The following is a 22,715-nucleotide window of genomic DNA, read 5'->3' on the forward strand; positions in this document are numbered from 1 at the left end:
TTATATATATGAAGAGCGTAATTTTATTCATACTGTTTGCGATTTCTGCCTGTTGCCTTTATGCGCAGGATATGACCGTTGCGTCTTTTAATATCCGTCTAAAGACGACCTCGGATACGGGCAACCTATGGGACGACAGGAAACATGCGTTGACCAGCTTGATCAAGTTCCATGAGTTCGACATCTTTGGGATTCAGGAAGGCTTTTTCGAGCAGGTGCAGGATATGAAAGAGCAACTGCCTGGCTTTGCTTATATCGGTGTGGGGCGTGATGATGGCGCACAAAAAGGGGAACATTCTGCTATATTTTATAACACCTCCCGTTTCAGACTGCTAAAAGAGGGTACATTTTGGCTTTCTCCTACGGACACCGAGCGCCCGAATAAGGGCTGGGATGCCGCATTGCCACGAATCTGCACGTGGGGCGTATTTGAGGACAGGGAGAGCAAAAAGCGCTTTATCTTTATGAACACGCATTTTGACCATGTCGGTGTGGAGGCCCGACGCGAAAGTGCAAAGCTTATTCTGGCTAAAGCAAAGGAACTGGCAAAAGATCTTCCTCTTATTCTTACCGGAGATTTTAATATTGATGAACAGAATGAAGCGTATTTCACGCTGGCCAAAAGTGGCGTTGTCAAAGATGCTTACGGGCTTGCTAAGATTGTTTACGAGCCGAATTCTTCATTTAACGGTTGGGGAAACGGCTTAAAACCAAAGGGTCGTATAGATCATATCTTCATTACGAAGCCATTTACCGTACACAAATATGGCATCTTGACGGATACCTATCTTGGGAAGTTCCCGTCGGATCATTTTCCTGTTGTCAGCGTCTTACACTGGTAAATCATCCGGATGAAGGACACGCTAAAATATATTTTTAGTAGGTTTGTTCCGGTAAACAAGGATATACAAGCATGAGAAAAAGTTTAATGGCGGTCTGTACCGTGGGAGCCTTTTTTGCGGCAACCGCAGGTGCAGAGGCGCAGATCGGGTCAAAGCTAAAAGGACTGCTGGGACAGGTAGCAACGAACACAGCTGACACTTCGAAGGTAAACAGTACGGCGGCTGCCCCAACAGGCAGCCAGGGAGAAATCACTACGGCAGAAGCGAACAACGCCATCAAGCAGGCGTTGGGAAACGGACTGCAGGCGAGTATTGCACTATTGTCCGCGAAAGATGGTTTCCTCGGTGATGCGGCCGTGAAGATCCTGATGCCGCAAGAGGCGCAAAAGGTAGAAAAAGCATTGCGTGCCGTTGGCATGGGGTCACTATGCGACCAGTTTATCCTCAGTATGAACCGTGCCGCTGAAACCGCCGTAAGCGAGGCTGGACAGGTTTTCGTGAACTCGCTTTCCAGGATGTCTATAAACGACGCCTATAACATCTTATTGAGCGGACAGTCCGACGCCGCAACTTCTTATTTTAAGACCAACACCACATCCGAATTGATACAGCGGTTTAGTCCGGTGATAGAATCGGCTATGGGGAAGAATAATGTCGCCGATTATTGGACACAACTAACGTCGGCATATAACAAGCTTCCATTGTCCAGCAAAGTCGAAACAAACCTCACAGCCTACGTGACCCAGAAAGCCATAGACGGGCTATTTGTGAAAGTGGCTGATCAGGAGCTGAAGATCAGAAGCAACCTTGGCGGTACACGTTCGACAGATCTGCTGTCCAAGGTGTTTGGCTGGGCAGACAAGCAGAAGTAGAGAAAACTTGTTACCTTTGGGAAATCATATAGCTATTGAATGAGTAACTTTGATATAAATACAATAAGCGATTTTCAGGTGGCAGAACGCTTCATGCGTTATGTGCAGATAGATACAACGTCCGATCCTAACGCAACCTCGTTTCCTTCGACGGAAAAGCAAAAGGATCTAAGCAGGCTTCTGGTAGCCGAACTACAGCAGATTGGGCTCGCAGACGCCCATCTGGATGAGTACGGTTATGTATATGCAACGATTCCTTCAAACTCCGATAAGCAGGTGCCGGTCATCTGCTTCTGTTCCCATGTAGATACATCTCCGGATTGCTCTGGTGCGGGGGTCAAGCCCATAGTACACGTCAACTACCAAGGTCAGGATCTTGTCCTTCCGGACGATCCTTCGGTCGTTATCCGCTTGGAAGAACATCCCGATCTGCGGAACCAGATCGGACATGATATCATTACTGCCAGTGGCACAACGTTGCTGGGCGCTGACGACAAAGCCGGTGTCGCCGAGATAATGGATGCTGCGCGCCTGTTGATTGCGCATCCCGACATTAAACATGGCGAAATTAAAATCCTTTTCACGCCAGATGAAGAAGTGGGGCGTGGCGTGAACCACGTTGATCTAGCTAAATTGGGAGCCGACTTTGCGTATACGCTGGATGGCGAAAAGGCGGGTACCATCGAGGACGAAACCTTTTCTGCAGATGGCGTTCGGATTGTTATCAATGGCATATCAGTGCATCCGGGCTTTGCCAAAGGAAAGATGCAGAGTGCCCTGAAAGTGGCTGCGGAAATAATCTCAGAACTACCTAAGGACCGCCTGTCGCCCGAAACGACAAGCGGTAAAGAAGGTTTTGTACATCCCAATCATATACAGGGCGGCGTCGACCGCGCAGAGATAGATTTCATCATCCGCGATCATAAAACAACCAACTTGGCCAGACACGAAGCCGAACTGCGTCAGCTCGTGGAAGACGTGGTGGCCCGATTCCCCGGCGTGACGTACGACTTTGCAGTGAGTGAGCAGTATCGTAATATGAAAGAGGTTCTGGACCAACATCCGAAGGTGATGGATATCGGACTCGAGGCTATCCGGCGCGTGGGGCTAACGCCCGAACGGCGAAGTATAAGAGGAGGAACAGATGGCTCGCGTCTCTCGTTCATGGGCCTACCTTGCCCCAACGTGTTCGCGGGCGGGCATGCGTTTCATGGAAAGATGGAGTGGGTCAGCAGACAGGATATGGAGAAGGCCGTGCTGACTATCCTTCATATCGCCACTCTCTGGGAGGAGCAAGCGTAGCCCCATACACCGACACGGAGCTCCAGACTTTAGACACTATAAGAAACATTTAAAAGAAAGAACATGTCAAATGAAGTTTTAAAGGCCATCCAGTATCGACGGACGGTTAATCAGAATAGTTTTACCGATCAGGATATCTCCAAAGAGGATATCGTAACAATTTTGGAAGCTGCCAACGCAGCCCCTACCCATAAACGTACACAGCCATGGCGCTTTGTGGTGTTTCAAAAGGAAGGCCTTAACAGGCTCGGGGCGGAGCTGGCAAGGATTTATAAAACCACTACCCCTGCAGAGAAGTATACGGAGGTAGCTGAACAAAATATGGCCAAAAAAGCGACCATGTCAAAAGTGGCTATTGCTATCATCGTTAACTATACGGGCGACGTTCCAGAATGGGAAGAGCTTGCTGCAACGGCCTGTGCGGTTCAAAATATGTGGTTGGCCGCCCACTCGCTGGGAATTGGAGGGTATTGGGCCACCCCTGGTCTCATCAACCATTTAGGTCCATTTTTAGACCTTGCGGGAAACCAGAAGTGTGTGGGCCTGTTTTACCTTGGACACCATGAAAGCGAAGCGCGGGAGCCTGTACGCTCACCTATCGAAGAGAAAGTCCGTTGGGAAGATTAGCGTAATAACAGGTGGATAACGAGATGTGCAGATCAACAGTTCGTGAATATTGGCAGAAAATTTGCGGCAAAAAATAAAAAAGAAAATATGAACAATCTGATCCCCGTGGCTATATTCTGTCTAGGAATGGCCGCATGTACACAGCCAAAGACGACAGATAAGACTGTCGGAGACACTACGGTAGCTTTCCATGGAACGGATATAATCGACACGATCCACACTTCGCAAAGTGCGCTGGACTGGGCTGGTACCTACGAAGGCACTATCCCCTGCGCAGACTGTCCTGGAATTAAGACGGTGATTGTCCTTAACGACGACGAAACATTTCAGATAACAAGCGAGTATCTCGACCGTGACCTGAAGGTAGAAGATAGCGGAAAATTCATGTGGCACGACAATGGTTCCGTGGTTCATCTGAAAGGAAAAGAAACGGATATAAAATTAAAGGTGGGAGAAAATCAGCTTTTCCATTTGGATCAAGAAGGCAACGTCATTACGGGACAGCTGGCAGAAAATTACATTTATAAAAAGCGCATGTAATTTCGTTCCCCACGACCCGTGATCAGCGGTACGTCCGCTGATCACGGATCTTCCCATCTACCACCGGCGGTTTAAATGTATCCACCTCCCGAAATAGCCGGCGGTCGTTGTCAGCTCGCGGTTTCACAAATTTTAGCATTTCGCAGCACACAAATAATTATTTCCCTATAAAAAAAATAAGTAAATTGCAGAATGGGATTTGCGACAAAGAAACCGAAACGTTGGGAACTTCAGCAACTGACATGGACGTTCATTTCCATCGTGATGTTCGTGCCCCTACCTGTGCACCTGTTCCCTTTTGTCATGCTTTCTCAGGCGAAGAAAAGTAAGATACGGTCCTGGTATATCACGGGGCTTGTTTTGTTGCTGGCGGAACTTGCGCTTTTTGGCTCTTTTATTTATTTTTTTGGAACGATTTCCCAGGGGATGCTCCTGACATTGGGCGGATACGTTACTTCGTATGTTGTCGGAAACGGGCTGTTGCTTAACCGGGCGAAGACCCATCTTCAGCGACTTGAGCTGGCAGAGATCCGCCCGCTGACGTGGATAACAACAGCTTCCTCGGCTAACAGGGTTAAAGAGCTGCCGCAAGCCTCGCTCGATACGCCGCAGCTGTTTATTGAGGGACTGCTTCATTGGAGGAAAGTCATTGACAACAGGTCCATTCACCAAAATATAGACCGTATTATCCACCTCTTTCAGCTACTGGAAAAGAACGACAAGATAGAAGCCGAAAAGTTTCTGGTACGTCATTCCACGGTCGTAAATGTGCTCATGAAGTACGATGAGATCGAGAATTCCCGATTGAACAACGCCGTCACTGCTGCTTCCAAAAAGAAGCTGGAAGAGGTTATCGCGAAGGCGGCCGTAGCAATCGAGCAGGAAGTTACCAACCAATTTAAAGCGGGTATACTAGATGTATCTGCAGAATCGGATGTATATATTCAAACGCTCAAAAATAGGAACCTTTTAAACGAATAAATATGGCAGATCTGACCTTAACGACATACGACGATAATCCGGAAAACAAAAAGAACGAAGTATCAGTCGAGTTTACAGACGAAGAGAAAGCACTGATCAAGCAGTATAAAGACAAAATAAACCTCACATCAACCACCGACGTCATCCAGTACGGCGTGGGTAGTCAGACAAAGGTAAGCAACTTCTCCAACGAGATCTTGAAGCAGGTGCGCACCAAAGATATGGGCGGAGCCGAAGAGATCCTGCTGAACCTACGTTCTAATATTAAATCGTTCGACGAAAATCTTAATAAGAAGCCGCTGATCCCCTTTTTCGATAATATGAAGAAAAAGCTGCAGCGTATGCGTACCGAATATCAATCGGTAGAAAAGAATATACACCAGATAGAATTAAGATTGGAAGGACATTACAAAAGCTTAGGGAAGGACGTCCATATTTTCGATAAATTATTTGTCGAGAATCAAAACTATTTTAAAGAACTTTCCCTGTACATTGCGGCCGGAGAAGAAAAGCTGAAGGAGGCACATGCCGTGACATTGCCGCAGCTAAAAGCCGAGGCCGAAAACTCCGGCGATCCGCATAAGGTGCAGGAATATAAAGACATGGAACAGCATGTCGTCCGTTTTGAGCGGAAAGTGCACGATTTGAAACTGACCCGGATGGTGGTGTTGCAGACCGCGCCCCAGATACGGCTGATTCAAAATAACAGCTCTTCTTTGATGGAGAAGATTCAGTCTTCCTTAGTCAATACGATACCTCTTTGGAAGAACCAGATGGTCCTTACATTGGGAATTGCCCATGCACAAAAGGCGCTGGAAGCCCAGAAAGCCGTGACCGACGCAACCAACGAGCTGCTTCGTAAAAACTCCGAAATGCTCAAAGAATCGACAATAAGTGTGGCAAAAGAAACAGAGCGGGGAATCGTCGACATCGAAACGATTAAAAAGGCGAACCAGGATATTGTCTCTACGATAGAGCAGGTGTTGCAGATTCAGCGGGAGGGCAGGGAAAAGCGGAAGGTTGTGGAGCAGGAACTGTTGCAGGCGGAAAACGAATTAAAGACGCATATATTAAAGTCATCGGGCGACGAAACGCGTCTCATCAATTAAAAACATAGCGACTAAATCATTGACATCATTCCATATAGCAGGCATAATCTTTTGCCTGCTTTTATAGTATATAGTGACGGCGGATGTATGTCGGGCTATCGCTATTGGCCGCCGGGAAAGTAGCTTGGCCTAGTCTTCCCACCGGCGTTTCGGCGTGCAGCGAATGTCCTGCACTTTTCGAAGCACTATCGGACGCTGATCGAAGCGGCTCTCTAAAATCAGCGAGTCGGCGCTATGGTGGGCTACCCGGTAACGAGGGAGGTAGGTTCCGGTTCTATAGCACCCCGCGGTTTTGTATTTTCCGTTCTCCTTTGTATAGATACCTTCGCCGATTAAGCTATCACCACGCATCACGTACACAGCCTTCGCATACTCGCTCCAGCTGCCTTCTTTGTAACAAGAGTCGGGAATGCGCTGTATTTTCGCGTGTACATGCATAGTGGCATACACGGAATCGCACGTAAATTTAAACTGATGCAAGGTATAGTCCATCATCTGCGATTGGTAAGGAATGCTGTCCTGTACCCATACACCTTGTAAAAAGTCTGCCCCTTCGGATTGCATCTCCGAGTGGCGGACACAGCTGCTCCATATAAAGAGCGTGCCTATTAACAAAAATAGGCATGCTCCAAGAGATTTTTTTAGTAACGGATGCTGAACCACTTAACTATTTTAAGCTTCCAACCATGTCCTCGGGTTTTACCCACTCGTCAAACTGCTCTGCAGTAACGTATCCCAACGCGATGGCAGTTTCCTTTAATGTCGCGTTGTTTTTATGGGCTGTCTGTGCGATCTCAGCCGCCTTGTAGTAACCGATTTTGGTATTCAGTGCCGTCACCAACATCAATGAGTTATCGACAAGCTCTTTAATGCGGTCGTGGTTAGGCTCTATGCCCACAGCACAGTGTTCCTCGAACGACACACAGGCGTCGCCCAGGAGGCGGGCAGACTGCAGAAAGTTCGCCGCCATAAGAGGTTTAAATACGTTCAGCTCGTAATGGCCCTGCGTACCTCCAATCGTGATGGCCACATCGTTGCCCATCACCTGTGCAGCAACCATGGTCAAGGCTTCACACTGGGTAGGATTTACTTTCCCCGGCATGATGGAAGAACCTGGCTCATTCTCCGGAATAAGGATTTCGCCAATGCCTGAACGAGGCCCGGAAGCTAGCATCCGGATGTCGTTGGCGATCTTGTTTAAAGAAACGGCGAGTTGCTTAAGTGCTCCATGTGCTTCGACGATGGCATCGTGCGCTGCTAATGCCTCGAATTTGTTAGGCGCGGTGACAAAGGGCAACCCCGTAAATTCAGCAATATATTTCGCGACTAGTACGTCGTATCCAGCAGGGGTATTCAAGCCCGTGCCGACAGCAGTACCACCAAGGGCCAGTTCGGCTAAGTGGGCCAACGTGTTTTTAACCGCTTTCAGTCCATAATTAAGCTGGGCAACGTAGCCGGACAATTCCTGTCCTAAGGTTATTGGCGTCGCATCCATCAGGTGCGTACGGCCGATCTTAACCACATTCATAAACTCCTCAGACTTACGCTGCAACGTGTCGCGAAGTTTCTCGACCCCAGGGATCGTAACCTCTACAACAGCTTTATAAGCGGCAATGTGCATGCCTGTAGGAAACGTATCATTAGACGATTGCGATTTGTTTACGTCGTCATTCGCTTTTAAAATAGGATCTCCCTCACCAATCTTGCCCCCGGCCAATACCTGAGCCCTATTCGCAATTACTTCGTTGACGTTCATGTTCGACTGTGTGCCCGACCCCGTTTGCCAGATTACCAGTGGAAACTGGTCATCAAGCTGACCGGCAAGAATTTCATCGCATACCGCTGCAATGGCATCCCGCTTTTCTATAGGCAGCACACCCAGCTCGTGGTTGGCGTACGCAGCCGCTTTCTTCAAATAGGCAAAACCTTCAATGATTTCCTTCGGCATGGAGGCCGCAGGACCGATCTTAAAATTGTTACGTGAACGTTCGGTCTGTGCTCCCCAGTATTTGTCTGCAGGAACCTGTACCTCGCCCATCGTGTCTTTTTCTATTCTGAATGACATTGTATAAAGGTGAAAGTTAAAAGTGAAAATTAAAAAATCAAAAGCCAAACAGCTGTTTAACTTGTTGCATCACAAAGTTAACGAAACTTATAGGAAAACGAAATAGTATACCTTTTTTAAACAGCGGTACAAACCACATGTGGGATTGGCGGGTAAGTGTCTTGTTGATCGGGCGAAGATAGAATTTCCTCCCATACGCTTTGCGTTCAAGAAAGGGGCAAATGGATATACGTTTATGTCAAACGCGAGATAGACGTTACAGCGTTGTTTTGATACAGCCCCGCTACATCTATTATAGTTATCCTTTGCTTTACTCAGTATATTGAGTAAATTTACGTAGTATATTGAGTAAATTCTTAATTATGTTTGAAAGATCTTATTTACAGCGACTTATATCTAGAGTAAATGAGCCGAGAAAGTTTATCCAAGTCTTAATGGGCCCAAGACAGGTCGGTAAAACGACGTTGGTACGTCAACTTACAGAAAAACTAGATATACCCTACTTGTTTGTTTCGGCGGATGCGGTGCCGGCTTCCGACAGTAGCTGGCTTTCCGCACAATGGGCTGCTGCCCATGTGCAAATGAAACAAAAAGAGGCTAAAGCGTTTCTGTTGGTTGTTGACGAAATCCAAAAAATAGACAATTGGAGTGAAACCGTTAAACTTCTTTGGGACACCGATACAAGGACAGGAACAAACCTGAAGGTAATTTTGCTTGGATCATCACGGTTGCTGCTCCAACAAGGGCTGACAGAATCGCTGGCAGGAAGATTTGAAAGCACTTATATGGGACATTGGTCATACGCTGAAATGCAACAAGCCTTTGGTTGGACAGCAGAAGAGTATGTGTGGTTTGGGGGATACCCTGGTGCGGCAACACTAATTGCTGACGAAGAACGTTGGAAACAATACGTTGTAGGATCATTGATAGAAGCAAGTATTTCAAAAGATATACTCATGTTAACCCGAATAGATAAACCGGCACTTATGAGAAGACTTTTTGAACTCGGATGCAGTTATTCGGGACAAATATTATCTTTTACCAAAATTATGGGACAACTGTTGGACGCGGGGAATACGACTACTTTGGCACATTATCTGAATCTTTTAAATACGGCGGGTCTGTTAAATGGACTAGAGAAATTTGACAATAAGCTTCTGCGTAAAAGATCATCAAGCCCGAAATTTCAAGTGCATAATACGGCGCTTATCAGTGCACAGCGGGCGGAATCATTCAAGGAGATACAACTACGGCCAGATCTATGGGTAAGAATGGTGGAGTCAGCTATTGGTGCACATCTGATTAACAATTCATACAGCTCCGGTTGCGGAGTTTATTATTGGAGAGAAGGCAACCATGAAGTAGATTTTGTGCTAGAATATCGAGGTAAGGTGATTGGTATAGAAGTGAAAAGCGGACAGATACAGCATGCATCAGGCTTAAAAGTTTTTCAAAAAACACATCAACCAGATCATGTACTTATAGTCGGAGACGACAGTCTACCTTGGCAGGATTTTCTGCAAATGGAAGTTACAGCGTTGTTTTGACGCCGCTACATCCCCAAGCGCCGATTGATTCGCTCCTGAATATGGTGGTACAGCTGTTTCGGCTTTAACGTGCGCCAAGGAAAGGCATTCAGATCACCTCCAAAATGTATGTAGTAATCTATGCCCTGCGCTTTAAACTCCTGCGTGACATGCTCTCTGAAGTTAAGAGCTACGATCCAGCCATCGCCGATATCTTCATACCACTCTTCATAATACGAGTCGTCTGAGCCGTGATAGTTGAGTATATTCTCTCCGATAAGCAGGAACTTCTCAACGCCCTCAGCAACCATCATGTCAATGACTTCCCGTTTGAGGAGCATGATGTCATTATAAATAGCATCATTCCATTCGCCGATAAATTCGATGATTGCGAAGCCCTTTTCGTAGTCGACATACAAAATCTTCAGATAGAGGGTCTGCGAGCCGAAATCGTCCCATTGCGGGTGAAGCAGAAAGTTATAGATCTGTTTGTCAAATTCAAATTCGCTATATACCGCTCCATAAAAGGGTGATCGCTCGTCTTCCGCAGCGATATAGTCATCACGCCAGTTGTAATATGGTTCAATCTCGTGCACAGCAATGTTATCTTACATCAAACTTACCCAAAGTTGCCCTGATTCGCAAACAGGTTGTTTGAAAAATCGTTCTGCACCCAAGAAATCTGAAATATTACGAAAATATTATGAACAACCGGCCGCTAAGATTGTGTTTCTTTTGATTCATTGTTAACTTGCCTCAATAAATTGAGAAAACTATATTAATTTTGTAACCGAAGACTATCCATGCAAAAAGGCACTAAACGAAATATATTTGTTGCGGCAACCTATGCGGCCGTGTTGCTTTTGGGCATCATCTTGGGACAAAATTATGCAGACGAACAGGGCAACAAGCCGGGAAATAGTTTGGTGCCAATCGGTCTGTCCAATAACAGTTGGAAGATACAGCAGCTAATAGACCTGATTGCCAACGCTTATGTAGACAGCGTAAACATCGACTCTGTCCAAAACGGAGCAATCAATCATATTATCTCGCACCTGGATCCCTATTCTAGCTACCTTGTGCCTAACGAATCCCGCCGCCAGACCGAGATCCTCGAAGGAACGTTTGAAGGGATTGGGATGGAATACTTCAACCTGAACGATACACTGATGATTGTTTCGCTCATCAACGGTGGACCGGCAGACAAAGCCGGATTTAGAGTGGGCGATAAGCTTCTAAAAATCGGAAACAGGCCCGTTGCCGGAGTAAACATCTCCCGCGAGAGCGTGGAGAAACTTATACGAGGCCGTCGCGGAACAGTCGTAAACATCCATGTAAAACGTGACGATCAGGAACTGCCCGCTCCAATTAAAGTGGTAAGGGATCAGGTCACGGTGAGCTCCATGGACGTTGTGTACATGATCCGTCCCGGGATCGGTTATATTAAAGTGCGGAGATTCGGTATCAACACGGGTGACGAGTTCCGGCAGGCCGTTATCGAGCTTAAAAAGCAGGGGGCCAAAAAATTGATTTTGGATTTACGGGATAACGGGGGAGGTTATTTCCATATGGCGATCAAGATGGCCAGCGAGTTTTTCCAGGACCGGCGGCTGATCGTTTATACAGAAGGTGCTCACGAGGAACGGCGCGAGTATTTTTCCGAGGAAGGGGGCAGTTTCGCAACCGGAGATCTTGCCGTGCTGATCAACGAGAATACCGCGTCAGCCAGCGAAATAGTTGCCGGTGCCGTCCAGGACTGGGATAGGGGGGTGATCATTGGAAGACGTTCCTATGGGAAAGGGATCGTACAGGAGCAGTTCGACTTTTCCGACGGATCTACCGTAAATCTGAGCATCGCCCGTTATTTCACACCTCTTGGTCGCAGCATACAAAAGAAGTATACGCCTAATTGGTCGAATATGGTCGACTTCAACAGCATGTATAAAGGTCTTTGGGCCTTGGACACCCTGTATGCGCACGGAAAAACATTTCAGACACAGGCGGGTAAGAAAGTGTATAGTGGTGGTGGTATCCTACCCGATATACACGTGGCACAGGACTCCAACGCGCTTAACTTATTGTACCAGGATCTAATTCAGTATAGTTTTTTAGAGCAATTTGTTTATTCCCGCTTTCCGAAGCTGCTGCCGGCCTATTCCATCGAGAATTTTCTGCAGGGCTATCACTTGCCGGACAACGAGTATCAGGCGTTCGTTTCCTTCGTCCGTTCCGAAGGGTTTATTTTGTCTGACAGGAAAAAGAACGACTTGCGAGACGTAATTGAAAACGACATAGAAGCGCTGGTCGGGAGATATTATTTCGGACGGGAAGCCTATTTTAAAGTAAAAAACCGGAACGATGCATTCGTAAAAAGGGCATTGGAATTCTTCGAATCATCGACGGCCACAGGTGGTAGCGACTAGTCGGTCAGGGACAGATCGGCCCATATCGGGTAGTGGTCAGACAATTTCTCCTTTACGACGTTATATTGGTTCACATCGAACTTCCGGCTGCACAATATATAGTCGATCTGGAACAAAGGCAGCATCTCGTAGTGCGTCACGCCCCAACCCCGGCCTTTTTCCTTAAATGTATTTTTTAGTCCCTTTCCTACCAGGTTGACGCTGTACGACATCGGGGTATCATTAAAGTCGCCCATCACGATGACGGGGTATGGAGTAGCGTCGATATGCGCCCGTAAAGCTTCGGCCTGCCGGCCCCGGCGTTCAAAGGCGTATTTCAGCTTGCGGCCTACACGGCGCGTAGCGCGCTCATCATTAGGCGTTGTAGAGGGGTTTTGAATAAATTCTTTATCCTCGCTTTGTAGACCGAACGATCGCAGGTGCACATTATATACACGTAAGGTGTCGGTACCTTTCACAATGTCGGCAAAAATAACGCGGTTGATGCCGTACTCATTTTTGGTGATGACGCCTGAGTTGACGATTGGAAACTTAGAGAAAATAATCTGTCCATATCCCTCGTGTTCGCTTTTCATAGCCGGCTCGAAATAGTGGGCCTTGAACCCTACGGCTTCGATCACCCTGTCTGTCATCTGCTTCGTTCCTTTGATTTTGGAAAAGTACTCCTGAAAGCAAAGAATATCCGGGTCGGTCTTTTTCAGCAGGTTCAATACGGCTGGCTTGACATCCTGATCGCCGCCCTTCTTTACGGACTGGAAGAGGTGTGCGTTGAAAGTCATCACGCGTATACCGCTGTCCATTCTGCTCACCGAATGTTCCTCGTTGCGCAGTCCTATATGTTGCGTCAGTAGGCTCCAACCTGCAAGAATGGGGATCAGCGTGAACAACGCATACTTGGGTCGCCGCAACAGCCAGTACGCTAAAAATCCGAGGTTGATCAATAAAATAGGAAGGTAGCCTAAACCGAAAAATGCGAGCGGCCAAATCGCTTTCGGGTTGATAAAAGAAGCTGCATAGCTTAGCAGTAGAAACACGATAGCAACGATGTTGCCGAGAAAGATTGTTTTACTGAAGAAACCTAAATTTTTCCTAAAGAGACTTCTTTTTGCCATGATCACCGGTCGCTCTTACTTGCCTTAAACAACACTTCTTTTTCCTGTGAAGTTAAGCTTTCGTAGCCGCCTACGGAAATTTTATCTAATATTTCGTCGATTTCCTCCTGATTAGGTAGATCCGATTGGTGCTTATACGTATAGCTGGAGGTATTGACTTTGGTTTTGTGAACGACCTTGAGCTTGGTCCGCTGCTTTACTTTCCAAAATAGGCTCATGTCCTGACCCTTCCGTAATGCCTGAATAAAAAGTATGCCCCAGCATACACAAGCTAAAAAAGTCAGACCGCCCGCCTTATTGACAAGGGCCGTAAATGCGACCTCCAATGCGACATAAACAATAGCAATGGTCTTTAGTGTCACGTTCCCAAAAAGGAAAAGCCTAACTTCCGATCGGGGCACCAACGTCGCGACAGAGGCAACAACCGCTCCCAATGCAAAAGACGTCGTATGCATCGACACCTGAACGCTGTTTTGTAAGGCAGGAATAAAGCCTAGCCCTACGTACAATACACCCCCAATCAAGAGAGACGACGTAAATAAGAACATAAACTGCCGCCTGTTCAGATAGGTTAGGAAAGTAGTGCCCATCCAATAAAGCCATAAACAGTCAAACAAAAGCTCGAACAAACCGATATACAAAAATGGATACGTGACGAGCGACCAAGGCTGCATCAGAAACCTGTCAAACGACAAAGGTAGGCTCAGTTGATCAACAGCCAGGTCGTATAAGGAAGTCGAAGTGACACCAACCTCTTTAAGCAGATCAAAAAGGTGGATAAGTACGAAGAGTAAAACTTGTACAGATATGATAAAAGGAATAGGCGAACGGCTTTGATACGTATCGCGCCAAAAAGCTTTTAACACACTTTCTTTCATCGGAGTATTCGTTCTTCTAATGGAGCTCAGCGGCGGCCGAGGCCACTAAAGCTGCCTGTTGTTATTAAATCCCCTTTCGGATCCCCCATATTTTTATTAATACGTAGCCAAACAACGCTCCTCCCACATGGGCAAGGTGCGCAATGGAGCCACCTGCGCTCGAGAACCCTAAATATATCTCAATTAAAATTAATATCGGAATAAAAACTTTCGCTTTTATCGGTACCGGTATAAAAAATAAATACAACGGCATGTTCGGAAACAGATAGGCAAACGCCAGCAATAGCCCATAAATAGCTCCCGATGCGCCGACAAGCGGTGTTCCGTAGATGGAAACCAACGTCGAAAACTGTTCCTGTGTAACTTGCAGGTCCGATGATACGCGGTTGTTCAGCATGTCGAAATTCAGGAGGCTGGAGGCCCGCACGGTACCCGCAATCTGGTATACTTCTATTGCCTGAACACCGTACTGTAAGATCAATGCGCCGATACCGCAGATCAGGTAAAAGTTAAGGAACCGTTTGGAGCCCAACATGTGTTCTATGATGGGACCGAACATCACTAAAGAGAACATGTTGAAGAAAATATGGCTAAAACCGCCATGCATAAACATATAAGTGATAATCTGCCAAACTTTAAAAAAAGGAGAGTCAGGGTAATATACCCCAAAGAACCGGGTAGATTGATCAAAAATTGCAGATCCAATAAAGCAGATCACGTTGATGATCAAGAGATTCTTTACCACGGGCGTCAAATTCGAAAAAAGGTTGTTCATATGTTTTTACTATGTCGGTCTTAGTTTTTGTTAAATCGTTCCATCAGTTCCTGCAGCGTAATTGTCACAATGGTGGGCTTCCCATGTATGGAAATATTGGGCGATGCCGTAGCGAAAAGCTTGTCGATCAGCTCCGACATCTCCGTATTGCTTAAGGCTACCCCTGGCTTAATGGCCGCATTTTTTGCTAAACTTCGTGCTAGGTTCTCTCTTTTATTAAGTTGCAATTCGTCCTTATTGTTTTTGAAATCTTCCAACAGCTGTTCCAATATCTTCGTCTCGTCGATTCCGGACGCCAGATCGGCAGGGATACCATCGACCACATAGGTGTTCTTCCCGAAAGGGCGCAACTGAAAGCCTAACAGCTGGATTTCAGGGAGCATGTCTTCCATGAGTGCGAAATCCCCCGGGCTCAGCTCCACGGTTTGCGGAAACAAACTTTGTTGGCTTACTCCCTGGTTGTTTTCGAGCTGATTCATATAGTGTTCGTAGAGAATACGTTCGTGGGCGGCTTGCTGATCAACCAGCATAAACCCCGAATGTATCTGCGACACGATAAACCGTTGGTGCAATTGGAAAAACTGCTTCGGGACATCGTTACCTGCCCCCGCGACACGGCCCTCTCCCCCGGCCGTCGTAGCGGTCTCCTCCGGATGAAGCGGCAGTTGTTCCACGGTGTCGCGCTGGGATATTTGATAGAGCGTATCCCAGTTCTGCGGAATACCGGCCTTCTTCTCGAAACCGGCCGCATACGCGGTAGAACGCGCGCTGGAAGACGGCTTCCCTTCTTCAAAAGGATTGAAATTCGGATTGAACGATATCGTAGGGGCCTGTATTTCCTCTAATGGCTTTGTCGTGATCAGGTTGCTAAAACTGGTTTCCTGATTGAAGTCCAGTGTCGGCGCAATATTGTAACGGCCTAAAGAACGCTTCACGGCCGACCGCAATATAGCGTAAATAGCCTTGTCGTCTTCGTACTTAATCTCTGTCTTCGTCGGATGCACATTGATATCAATCTTTGCCGGATCAATATCAATAAACAGCACGTATAACGGGTAGGTTTCCGACGGAAGTATCTCCTCGTAGGCATTCATCACAGCGTGGTGAAGATAATGGTCGCGGACGAAGCGGTTGTTGACAAAAAAGAATTGTTCGCCCCGTGTTTTCTTGGCGAATTCCGGTTTCCCGATGAATCCTTTGATCGAAATAATCGTCGTTTCTTCTTCTACCGGAACCAGCCGCTGGTTATAATTGTTGCCAAACAGGTGGACAATACGTTGTTTTAGAGTTTCCGACGGCAAATGGAATAGCTCGTTCCCATCGCTATGCAAACTGAAGAAAATTTGAGGGTGGGCCAATGCGACACGTTGAAACTCGTCAATGATGTGACGCATTTCCACGGAATTGCTTTTAAGAAAATTGCGTCGGGCCGGAATATTATAAAAAAGATTTTTAACACAGATCGTTGTACCCGGCGGTAAGGCCTCGGGATGTTGATTAGTAACCTTTGACCCTTCGATTTCCACGATCGTACCAAGCTCATCTTCTACCCTTCGGGTCTTTAACTCCACCTGGGCAATAGCAGCAATGGATGCCATGGCCTCCCCACGGAATCCCATTGTACGTATGGCAAATAAGTCTTCTGCTTTCCGTATCTTAGAAGTGGCGTGCCGCTCAAAGCAAAGCCGTGCGTCCGTCACACTCATGCCGCAACCGTTGTCTATAACCTGTATGAGCGATTTTCCGGCGTCCTTAACGATAAGTTTTATTTTATCTGCTCCCGCGTCGATCGCGTTTTCAATAAGCTCCTTTACTGCAGAAGCCGGTCGCTGAACAACTTCCCCTGCAGCAATCTGGTTTGCTACGGAATCCGGCAGTAACTGTATAATATCTGACATACAAAGGCAAAGTTACAAATTTTCGGGATTAACTTCGCGGCGCCAGCTTTGTTCGGTCGGCTCCGGCCTTCCCCCGGATGCAACATCGCCGACTTCCTTTTTCGCGTGAAAAGAGGGGTACCGGTTTGTGTACCTGAGGATTATAGACAACGGGAAGATGCTTGTTTCCAATTCACGGACACCTGTGTTTCGCTGTTCCGATTATCTTTCCCATCGCAGTCCTTTAAAAAATAGTCAACGACGGGAAAGACGCCTCCTTTAAGGTATCCCTTTAGTAGAACACGGTATTAAGCTTCCGTCAAACTCCCCGAGAGGCGATGAAAAGAGACATCGACGCGTCGGTATCCCTGTCCCGCTGCGCTTTGCCCACCGAGAAGCTTGGCGATGACATGTCTGCGGGCGCTTAAGCCATTTCCAGTTTTAAGAACCGGGCTGTCTCATTGTTTTTCTGTTTAATGAGGTCTTCAGGGACACCCGCAAACATCAGTTGTCCTCCGTGTTTTCCCCCTTCCGGACCCATATCGATTACCCAGTCGGCCGTTTTTACTACATCGAGATTGTGTTCGATGATCAGCACTGTATTTCCACGGTCGACAAGGCGGTTGATGACACCCAACAAAACATTTACATCTTCAAAATGAAGCCCCGTAGTAGGTTCGTCCAGAATATAAAATGTGTTGCCCGTATCTTTTTTTGCCAGCTCTGTGGCCAGTTTCACCCGCTGTGCCTCACCTCCCGACAGGGTAGTCGATGACTGGCCAAGTGTGATGTAACCGAGCCCGACATCCTGAAGCGTTTTGATCTTCCGGTAGATCGAAGGGATATGTTCAAAAAATTCAACGGCCTCATCGATACTCATGTCCAGCACATCCGATATAGACTTGCCACGGTAACGTACCTCTAGCGTTTCCCGGTTATACCGTTTGCCTTGGCACGTCTCACACGGCACCTGAACATCGGGCAGGAAGTTCATTTCAATAATTTTCATACCCGCACCCTGACAGGTCTCGCATCGTCCGCCTTTTACATTAAAAGAAAATCTTCCCGGCTTGTAACCGCGGATTTTGGCTTCGGGCAGCTGAACAAACAAGGTTCGTATATCCGCAAAAACACCGGTATACGTGGACGGGTTGGACCGTGGCGTCCGTCCTATCGGACTTTGGTCGATTTCGATGACCTTGTCAATGTGTTCCAGTCCTTCAATGCTGCTATAAGGCATGGGCGTAGCTTTGGCGCGAAAGAAATGCCTGTTGAGTATAGGGTATAAAGTCCCCGTAATCAAACTGGATTTTCCGGAACCGGAAACGCCGGTTACCAAGATGAGTTTGCCAAGTGGGAAGTCTACGCTGACATTTTTCAGGTTATTGCCGGTCGCGCCTTTCAAAGAGAGCACCTTCCCGTTGCCATTCCGTCGCTCTGTTGGAATAGCGACCTCCCGCTGTCCATTCAGATAGCTTGCTGTCAGCGTGTCAGCATTCATAATCTCCTGAGGGGTGCCCTGCGCGACGACCTTACCGCCATGTATGCCGGCTTCAGGCCCCATGTCGATAACGTAGTCGGCATGTAAAATCATGTCTTTATCGTGCTCAACAACGAGAACGGAGTTGCCGATATCCCGCAGATTCTTCAACGAGTTTATCAGGCGCTCGTTGTCCCGCTGATGCAGTCCGATACTAGGCTCGTCGAGAATATAAAGCACATTGACCAGCTGAGAGCCTATCTGCGTGGCGAGGCGTATACGCTGCGCCTCTCCCCCGGAAAGGGTTTTGGACGAACGGTCCAACGTCAGGTAGCTTAATCCCACGTCCAGCAGGAAGCCGATCCTTGCCCGGATTTCTTTCAAAATTTCCGCAGCAATCGTGTTTTGCCGTTCGTTAAGCCGACTTTCGATATCGGCAAACCAGTCCTGCAAGCTGCTGATGTCCATGCTGGCCAGCTCGTGGATATTCTTTTTATCAATTTTGAAGTGTAATGACTCCTCTTTAAGACGTGCGCCCCGGCAGGAAGGGCAGGTCACCTTGGCACGGAAGTCGTCGAGCACCGGCGCGTCGTCCGAAGTCTTGCCGTTTAGCTCTTCCAGCATCTTGAAAATGCCGGAAAATTGTACCTTATACTCTCTTGCACCGTAGCTGCCGTAAGAAATCGTCAGCGGCATAGGCTCTTCTCCGCCAAATAACAAAATGTCGAGCTGTTCCTCGCTTAGCTTCTCGATAGGCGCCGTAACCGAAAAATCGAGCTTCTTTGCTACGGCCTTCACTACCTGAAAGGTCCACGATTCGCGGGCGGGGCCAAGAGGCAGGATAGCGCCCTTTTGTATGCTTAACTTTTTATCCGGAATGACGATGTCTTTGTCGATTTCGAATATATAGCCCAGACCGTCGCATCTCGGGCAGGCACCATAGGGCGAGTTGAAAGAAAATGTGTTGGGCTGTGGTTCATCATAGGAAATCCCAGATTCTGCATCCATCAGATAACGGCTGAAGAAATGCTCCTGACCTTCGGTATTTGCTATTTTTATGATGCCTTTAGCTGTCTTCATCGCCTGCATCACCGAGGTATACAGCCGTTTCTTGTCGTCTTCACGGGCGTAGAGCCGGTCTACAACAATCTCTATATCGTGGATTTTATAGCGATCGACTTGCATTTTGGGGACGATATCCAAAATTTCGGCGTCGACGCGTACTTTTGTGTACCCTTGCTTGCGGATCTGTTCAAAAAGCTCACGGTAATGCCCCTTCCGTCCCTTCACGACGGGGGCTAAGATATAAATCGGCTGGTCGCTGAACTCCTCGAGGATTTTGTCGACAATCTGGTCATCGGACATGCGTTGCATGGGCTTGCCCGTCACGTAGGAGTATGCGTCGCTGGCGCGGGCATACAGTAGCCGCAGAAAGTCGTATATCTCCGTAATAGTGCCCACCGTTGAACGCGGATTTTTGTTCGTTGTCTTCTGCTCAATGGAAATAACGGGGCTTAATCCCGATATCTTGTCCACATCCGGACGCTCCATACCTCCCAGGAACTGGCGGCTGTATGCCGAAAATGTTTCCATGTAACGGCGCTGGCCTTCCGCATAGATGGTGTCGAAAGCTAAAGACGACTTGCCGCTGCCGCTAAGACCGGTAATCACGACCAGCTCATTGCGCGGAAAGCGGACATCAATGTTCCGCAGGTTATGCACCCGTGCACCAAATACTTCTATATCACTTTGTTCACCTAAATCGACGTGGTTGTGCTGCTTGGAGGAATTCATGCTTTCTTGTTCTGAACTTTGCAAGGTACAAAGGTACAGAATTTTAAATTGAGATAGGAGATAGGAGATTTAAGATATGAGATTTTAGATGTGAGATTATTAGTAGTGGAGACGCAAGATCTTGCGTCTCCACAGCCATCAACCATCAACCATCTGCCATTAGAAGTGGGATCTGAGTAGTTAGTATGGAGAAGTGAGAAATAGGGAATAGACTGCTTTACATCTTCGCGACTCAACGACTTTACGGCTTATAGCCATTTGCCACTTGCCATCGGCCATCAGAAGTGAGTATTGAGTAGTTAGTATGGAGAAGTGAGAAATAGGGAATAGACTGCTTTACATCTTCACGACTTTACGACTCAACGACTTTACGGTTTATAGCCATCCGCCATCTGCTATCAGCCATCTGCCATCCGCCATCAGCCATCCGCCAATAGCTTCACTTCACGACTCAACGACTTTACCGCTAATAGCCATTTGCCATTTGCCATCTGCCATCTGCCATCTGCCATCAGCCATCCGCCATCCGCCATCATTTGTGTTTAGCCCGGATAATTCTTATCTTAATGGGCACATTTAAAAAAGAACAAAATAATGGCTAAAATTACGTTTAAAGGTACATCGGTAAATACGCAAGGTGAATTACCAGCAGTGGGGGCGCCGGCGCCCGATTTCTCGTTGACAGCAGGGGATCTCTCGGAGAAAAGTCTCAGCGATTTCAAAGGAAAGAAGGTGATTTTGAACATCTTCCCGAGCATTGATACCGGTACCTGCGCCGCTTCGGTACGGAAGTTCAACGAAAAAGCGGCGGCACTGGACAATACCGTTGTGTTGTGCATTTCCCGCGATCTTCCTTTTGCACAAGGACGTTTCTGTGCTGCAGAAGGTATAGAAAATGTTGTAACGTTGTCCGAATACAAGGATAGCAATTTTTCAGATGCGTATGGCGTACGGTTTGCAGACGGGCCGCTGACAGGCTTGTTAAGCCGGTCGGTTGTCGTCGTTAATGAAGAGGGGAACGTGGCGTATACGGAGCAGGTTGCGGAAACAACCGAGGAGCCCAACTATGAACAGGCGCTTGCAGCCTTGTAGTTAGGTGTTCGATATTAAGGATCAGGTGGTAGAAGTGAATTAAGCTTACCACCTGATCCCTTTCTCTTACTCCTATTTTGATTCTTCCAGTGCTTGCAATATATCTCCGATAATATCTTCTTTATCCTCAATTCCTACAGAAAGGCGCACGCTGCCCGGCCTGATACCCAAATGTAGCCGTTCCTCTTCACTCAGTTTTGAATGTGTCGTAGATGCGGGATGGGTGGCGATAGTGCGGGCATCGCCCAAGTTGGAGGTATATAAGATCATCCGTAATGCATCTAGAAAGCGATATGCCCTCTCTTTCCCGCCTTTCACCTCGAATGTGACAATGCCGCCTCCGGCCCGCATCTGTTTTTTCGCCAACGCGTACTGCGGATGAGAAGGTAAAAATGGATATTTCACATCTGCAATTTCCGGATGGCCCTCTAAAGCTTCGGCGAGTGCCAAGGCATTGCTACAATGTCTGTCCATCCGTAGACTCAACGTGTCGAGGCTTTTGGATAGTACCCATGCGTTGAAGGGAGACATGGCCGGCCCTGTATGTCGGATAAAAAATAGGAGTTGGTCAATAAGGTGTTGCTTCCCTACAATGACGCCGCCCAGGACGCGACCCTGACCGTCCATATATTTCGTGGCGGAATGTATAGATAGATCGAAACCGTATGTCAGCGGCTTCTGTAGATAGGGAGTGGCGAAACAGTTGTCAATCGCAAAAATGATATCAGGGTACTTCGCTTTCAGACCAGCTAAAAATTCCAGGTCTGCAAGCTCTAGCCCCGGATTGGATGGGGATTCCAGAAATACGATCTTCGTATTCGGCTGGATGGCTTTTTCCCACGCCTCGTTGTCCACCGCATCGACATAGGTGTGCGTTACTCCCCAACGAGGGAAGAGCTGGGTGAAAAGCTGATGTGTCGACCCAAAAATGGCCCGCGACGACACGATATGATCTCCCTGTCGGATAAAACCGGCGAAAGAGGCGAAAACAGCCGCCATGCCTGAAGCGAACGCCAAGCCCGCTTCTGCTTCTTCCAAAATACAGACTTTATTAATAAACTCGGTCGTGTTTGGATTGGCATAGCGGGAATATACCATGCCTTCTTCCTCCTCGGCAAAGATAGCACGGCCCTGCTCTGCACTGTCAAAAATAAAACTGGAAGTTAAATAAAGTGGTACAGAATGCTCTCTGGTTGCTGATCTAGGCGCTTGCTCCCGAATGATTTTAGATTGATCTTTTTCCATGATGAGCAAATTTAAATCTTTTAGTCTACTAGTTTGATATGTTTTTAATATTTTTTGTGTGGATCGGAGGCGGACGAACGGAAAGGCTCCGGTCTTCTGAGCCTCTTCAAAATTTCGTTATTTATTTATGGCAATTTGTTTTACTTACAAAAAAAAGCTATGTTAGCATACTGTT

General features: G+C 47.3%; 19 protein-coding genes. 10 read left to right on the plus strand and 9 right to left on the minus strand.

Annotation, left to right across the window (positions count from 1 at the left end; genetic code table 11):
- Positions 1-8 precede the first annotated feature (8 nt).
- The 7 genes from BC792_RS07885 (at position 9) to BC792_RS07915 (ending at position 6,273) form a co-directional block, all read left to right on the plus strand.
- Positions 9-842, plus strand: a complete 834-nt coding sequence (locus BC792_RS07885; protein ID WP_148908447.1) for an endonuclease/exonuclease/phosphatase family protein — start codon at positions 9-11, stop codon at positions 840-842.
- 71 nt (positions 843-913) lie between these two features.
- Positions 914-1,714: a DUF4197 domain-containing protein gene (locus BC792_RS07890; protein WP_246154912.1), complete on the plus strand. Its 801-nt coding sequence runs from the start codon at positions 914-916 to the stop codon at positions 1,712-1,714.
- Between the two features lie 39 nt (positions 1,715-1,753).
- Positions 1,754-3,016: a peptidase T gene (pepT, locus tag BC792_RS07895; protein ID WP_148908448.1), complete on the plus strand. Its 1,263-nt coding sequence runs from the start codon at positions 1,754-1,756 to the stop codon at positions 3,014-3,016.
- Positions 3,017-3,079: 63 nt separating this feature from the next.
- Positions 3,080-3,643, plus strand: coding sequence for a nitroreductase family protein (locus tag BC792_RS07900; RefSeq protein WP_148908449.1), 564 nt, complete (start codon positions 3,080-3,082; stop codon positions 3,641-3,643).
- An 87-nt stretch (positions 3,644-3,730) separates the two neighbouring features.
- Complete coding sequence (locus BC792_RS07905; RefSeq protein ID WP_148908450.1) at positions 3,731-4,183, plus strand: copper resistance protein NlpE; 453 nt, start codon at positions 3,731-3,733, stop codon at positions 4,181-4,183.
- 192 nt (positions 4,184-4,375) lie between these two features.
- The gene (locus BC792_RS07910) at positions 4,376-5,164 is read left to right on the plus strand and encodes a hypothetical protein (RefSeq protein ID WP_148908451.1); all 789 of its coding nucleotides are present in this window, start codon (positions 4,376-4,378) and stop codon (positions 5,162-5,164) included.
- Between the two features lie 2 nt (positions 5,165-5,166).
- A complete protein-coding gene (locus BC792_RS07915) occupies positions 5,167-6,273 on the plus strand; it encodes a toxic anion resistance protein (protein ID WP_148908452.1) in 1,107 nt (368 codons plus the stop codon).
- A 129-nt stretch (positions 6,274-6,402) separates the two neighbouring features.
- Here the strand turns inward: BC792_RS07915 and BC792_RS07920 are convergent, their stop codons facing one another.
- Positions 6,403-6,837 (minus strand): fumarate hydratase, encoded by a 435-nt coding sequence (locus tag BC792_RS07920; RefSeq protein ID WP_246154913.1) that lies wholly within the window; start codon positions 6,835-6,837, stop codon positions 6,403-6,405.
- Between the two features lie 103 nt (positions 6,838-6,940).
- Positions 6,941-8,338, minus strand: coding sequence for a class II fumarate hydratase (gene fumC, locus BC792_RS07925; protein ID WP_148908454.1), 1,398 nt, complete (start codon positions 8,336-8,338; stop codon positions 6,941-6,943).
- Between the two features lie 362 nt (positions 8,339-8,700).
- Between fumC and BC792_RS07930 the strand changes: the two genes are divergently transcribed.
- On the plus strand, positions 8,701-9,885 hold the full coding sequence (locus BC792_RS07930) for an ATP-binding protein (protein WP_148908455.1): 1,185 nt from the start codon (positions 8,701-8,703) through the stop codon (positions 9,883-9,885).
- A gap of 5 nt (positions 9,886-9,890) precedes the next feature.
- Here the strand turns inward: BC792_RS07930 and BC792_RS07935 are convergent, their stop codons facing one another.
- A complete protein-coding gene (locus BC792_RS07935) occupies positions 9,891-10,460 on the minus strand; it encodes a hypothetical protein (protein WP_148908456.1) in 570 nt (189 codons plus the stop codon).
- A gap of 207 nt (positions 10,461-10,667) precedes the next feature.
- Here BC792_RS07935 and BC792_RS07940 point away from each other — a divergent pair, with 207 nt between their 5' ends.
- A complete protein-coding gene (locus BC792_RS07940) occupies positions 10,668-12,287 on the plus strand; it encodes a S41 family peptidase (RefSeq protein WP_148908457.1) in 1,620 nt (539 codons plus the stop codon).
- On the opposite strand, the gene BC792_RS07945 is transcribed toward BC792_RS07940, so the two are convergent.
- The 5 genes from BC792_RS07945 to uvrA form a co-directional block, all read right to left on the minus strand.
- Positions 12,284-13,399 (minus strand): endonuclease/exonuclease/phosphatase family protein, encoded by a 1,116-nt coding sequence (locus tag BC792_RS07945; RefSeq protein WP_148908458.1) that lies wholly within the window; start codon positions 13,397-13,399, stop codon positions 12,284-12,286. The two genes, BC792_RS07940 and BC792_RS07945, sit on opposite strands and share 4 nt — an antisense overlap.
- Positions 13,400-13,401: 2 nt before the next feature.
- Positions 13,402-14,277: a rhomboid family intramembrane serine protease gene (locus tag BC792_RS07950; RefSeq protein WP_148908459.1), complete on the minus strand. Its 876-nt coding sequence runs from the start codon at positions 14,275-14,277 to the stop codon at positions 13,402-13,404.
- A gap of 64 nt (positions 14,278-14,341) precedes the next feature.
- Entirely contained in the window at positions 14,342-15,052 is a 711-nt protein-coding gene (locus tag BC792_RS07955) for a rhomboid family intramembrane serine protease (protein ID WP_148908460.1), read from the minus strand.
- Positions 15,053-15,072: 20 nt separating this feature from the next.
- On the minus strand, positions 15,073-16,950 hold the full coding sequence (mutL, locus tag BC792_RS07960; RefSeq protein ID WP_148908461.1) for a DNA mismatch repair endonuclease MutL: 1,878 nt from the start codon (positions 16,948-16,950) through the stop codon (positions 15,073-15,075).
- A 403-nt stretch (positions 16,951-17,353) separates the two neighbouring features.
- Positions 17,354-20,203 (minus strand): excinuclease ABC subunit UvrA, encoded by a 2,850-nt coding sequence (gene uvrA, locus BC792_RS07965; RefSeq protein WP_148908462.1) that lies wholly within the window; start codon positions 20,201-20,203, stop codon positions 17,354-17,356.
- A 594-nt stretch (positions 20,204-20,797) separates the two neighbouring features.
- Between uvrA and tpx the strand changes: the two genes are divergently transcribed.
- Entirely contained in the window at positions 20,798-21,295 is a 498-nt protein-coding gene (gene tpx / locus BC792_RS07970) for a thiol peroxidase (protein WP_148908463.1), read from the plus strand.
- Between the two features lie 72 nt (positions 21,296-21,367).
- On the opposite strand, the gene BC792_RS07975 is transcribed toward tpx, so the two are convergent.
- Positions 21,368-22,540 carry a trans-sulfuration enzyme family protein gene (locus BC792_RS07975; protein ID WP_148908464.1) on the minus strand — a complete coding sequence of 391 codons (1,173 nt, stop codon included), beginning with the start codon at positions 22,538-22,540 and terminating at the stop codon, positions 21,368-21,370.
- Between the last annotated feature and the right edge of the window lie 175 nt (positions 22,541-22,715).

The organism is Sphingobacterium allocomposti (genome assembly GCF_008124885.1).
Lineage (GTDB): Bacteria > Bacteroidota > Bacteroidia > Sphingobacteriales > Sphingobacteriaceae > Sphingobacterium > Sphingobacterium allocomposti.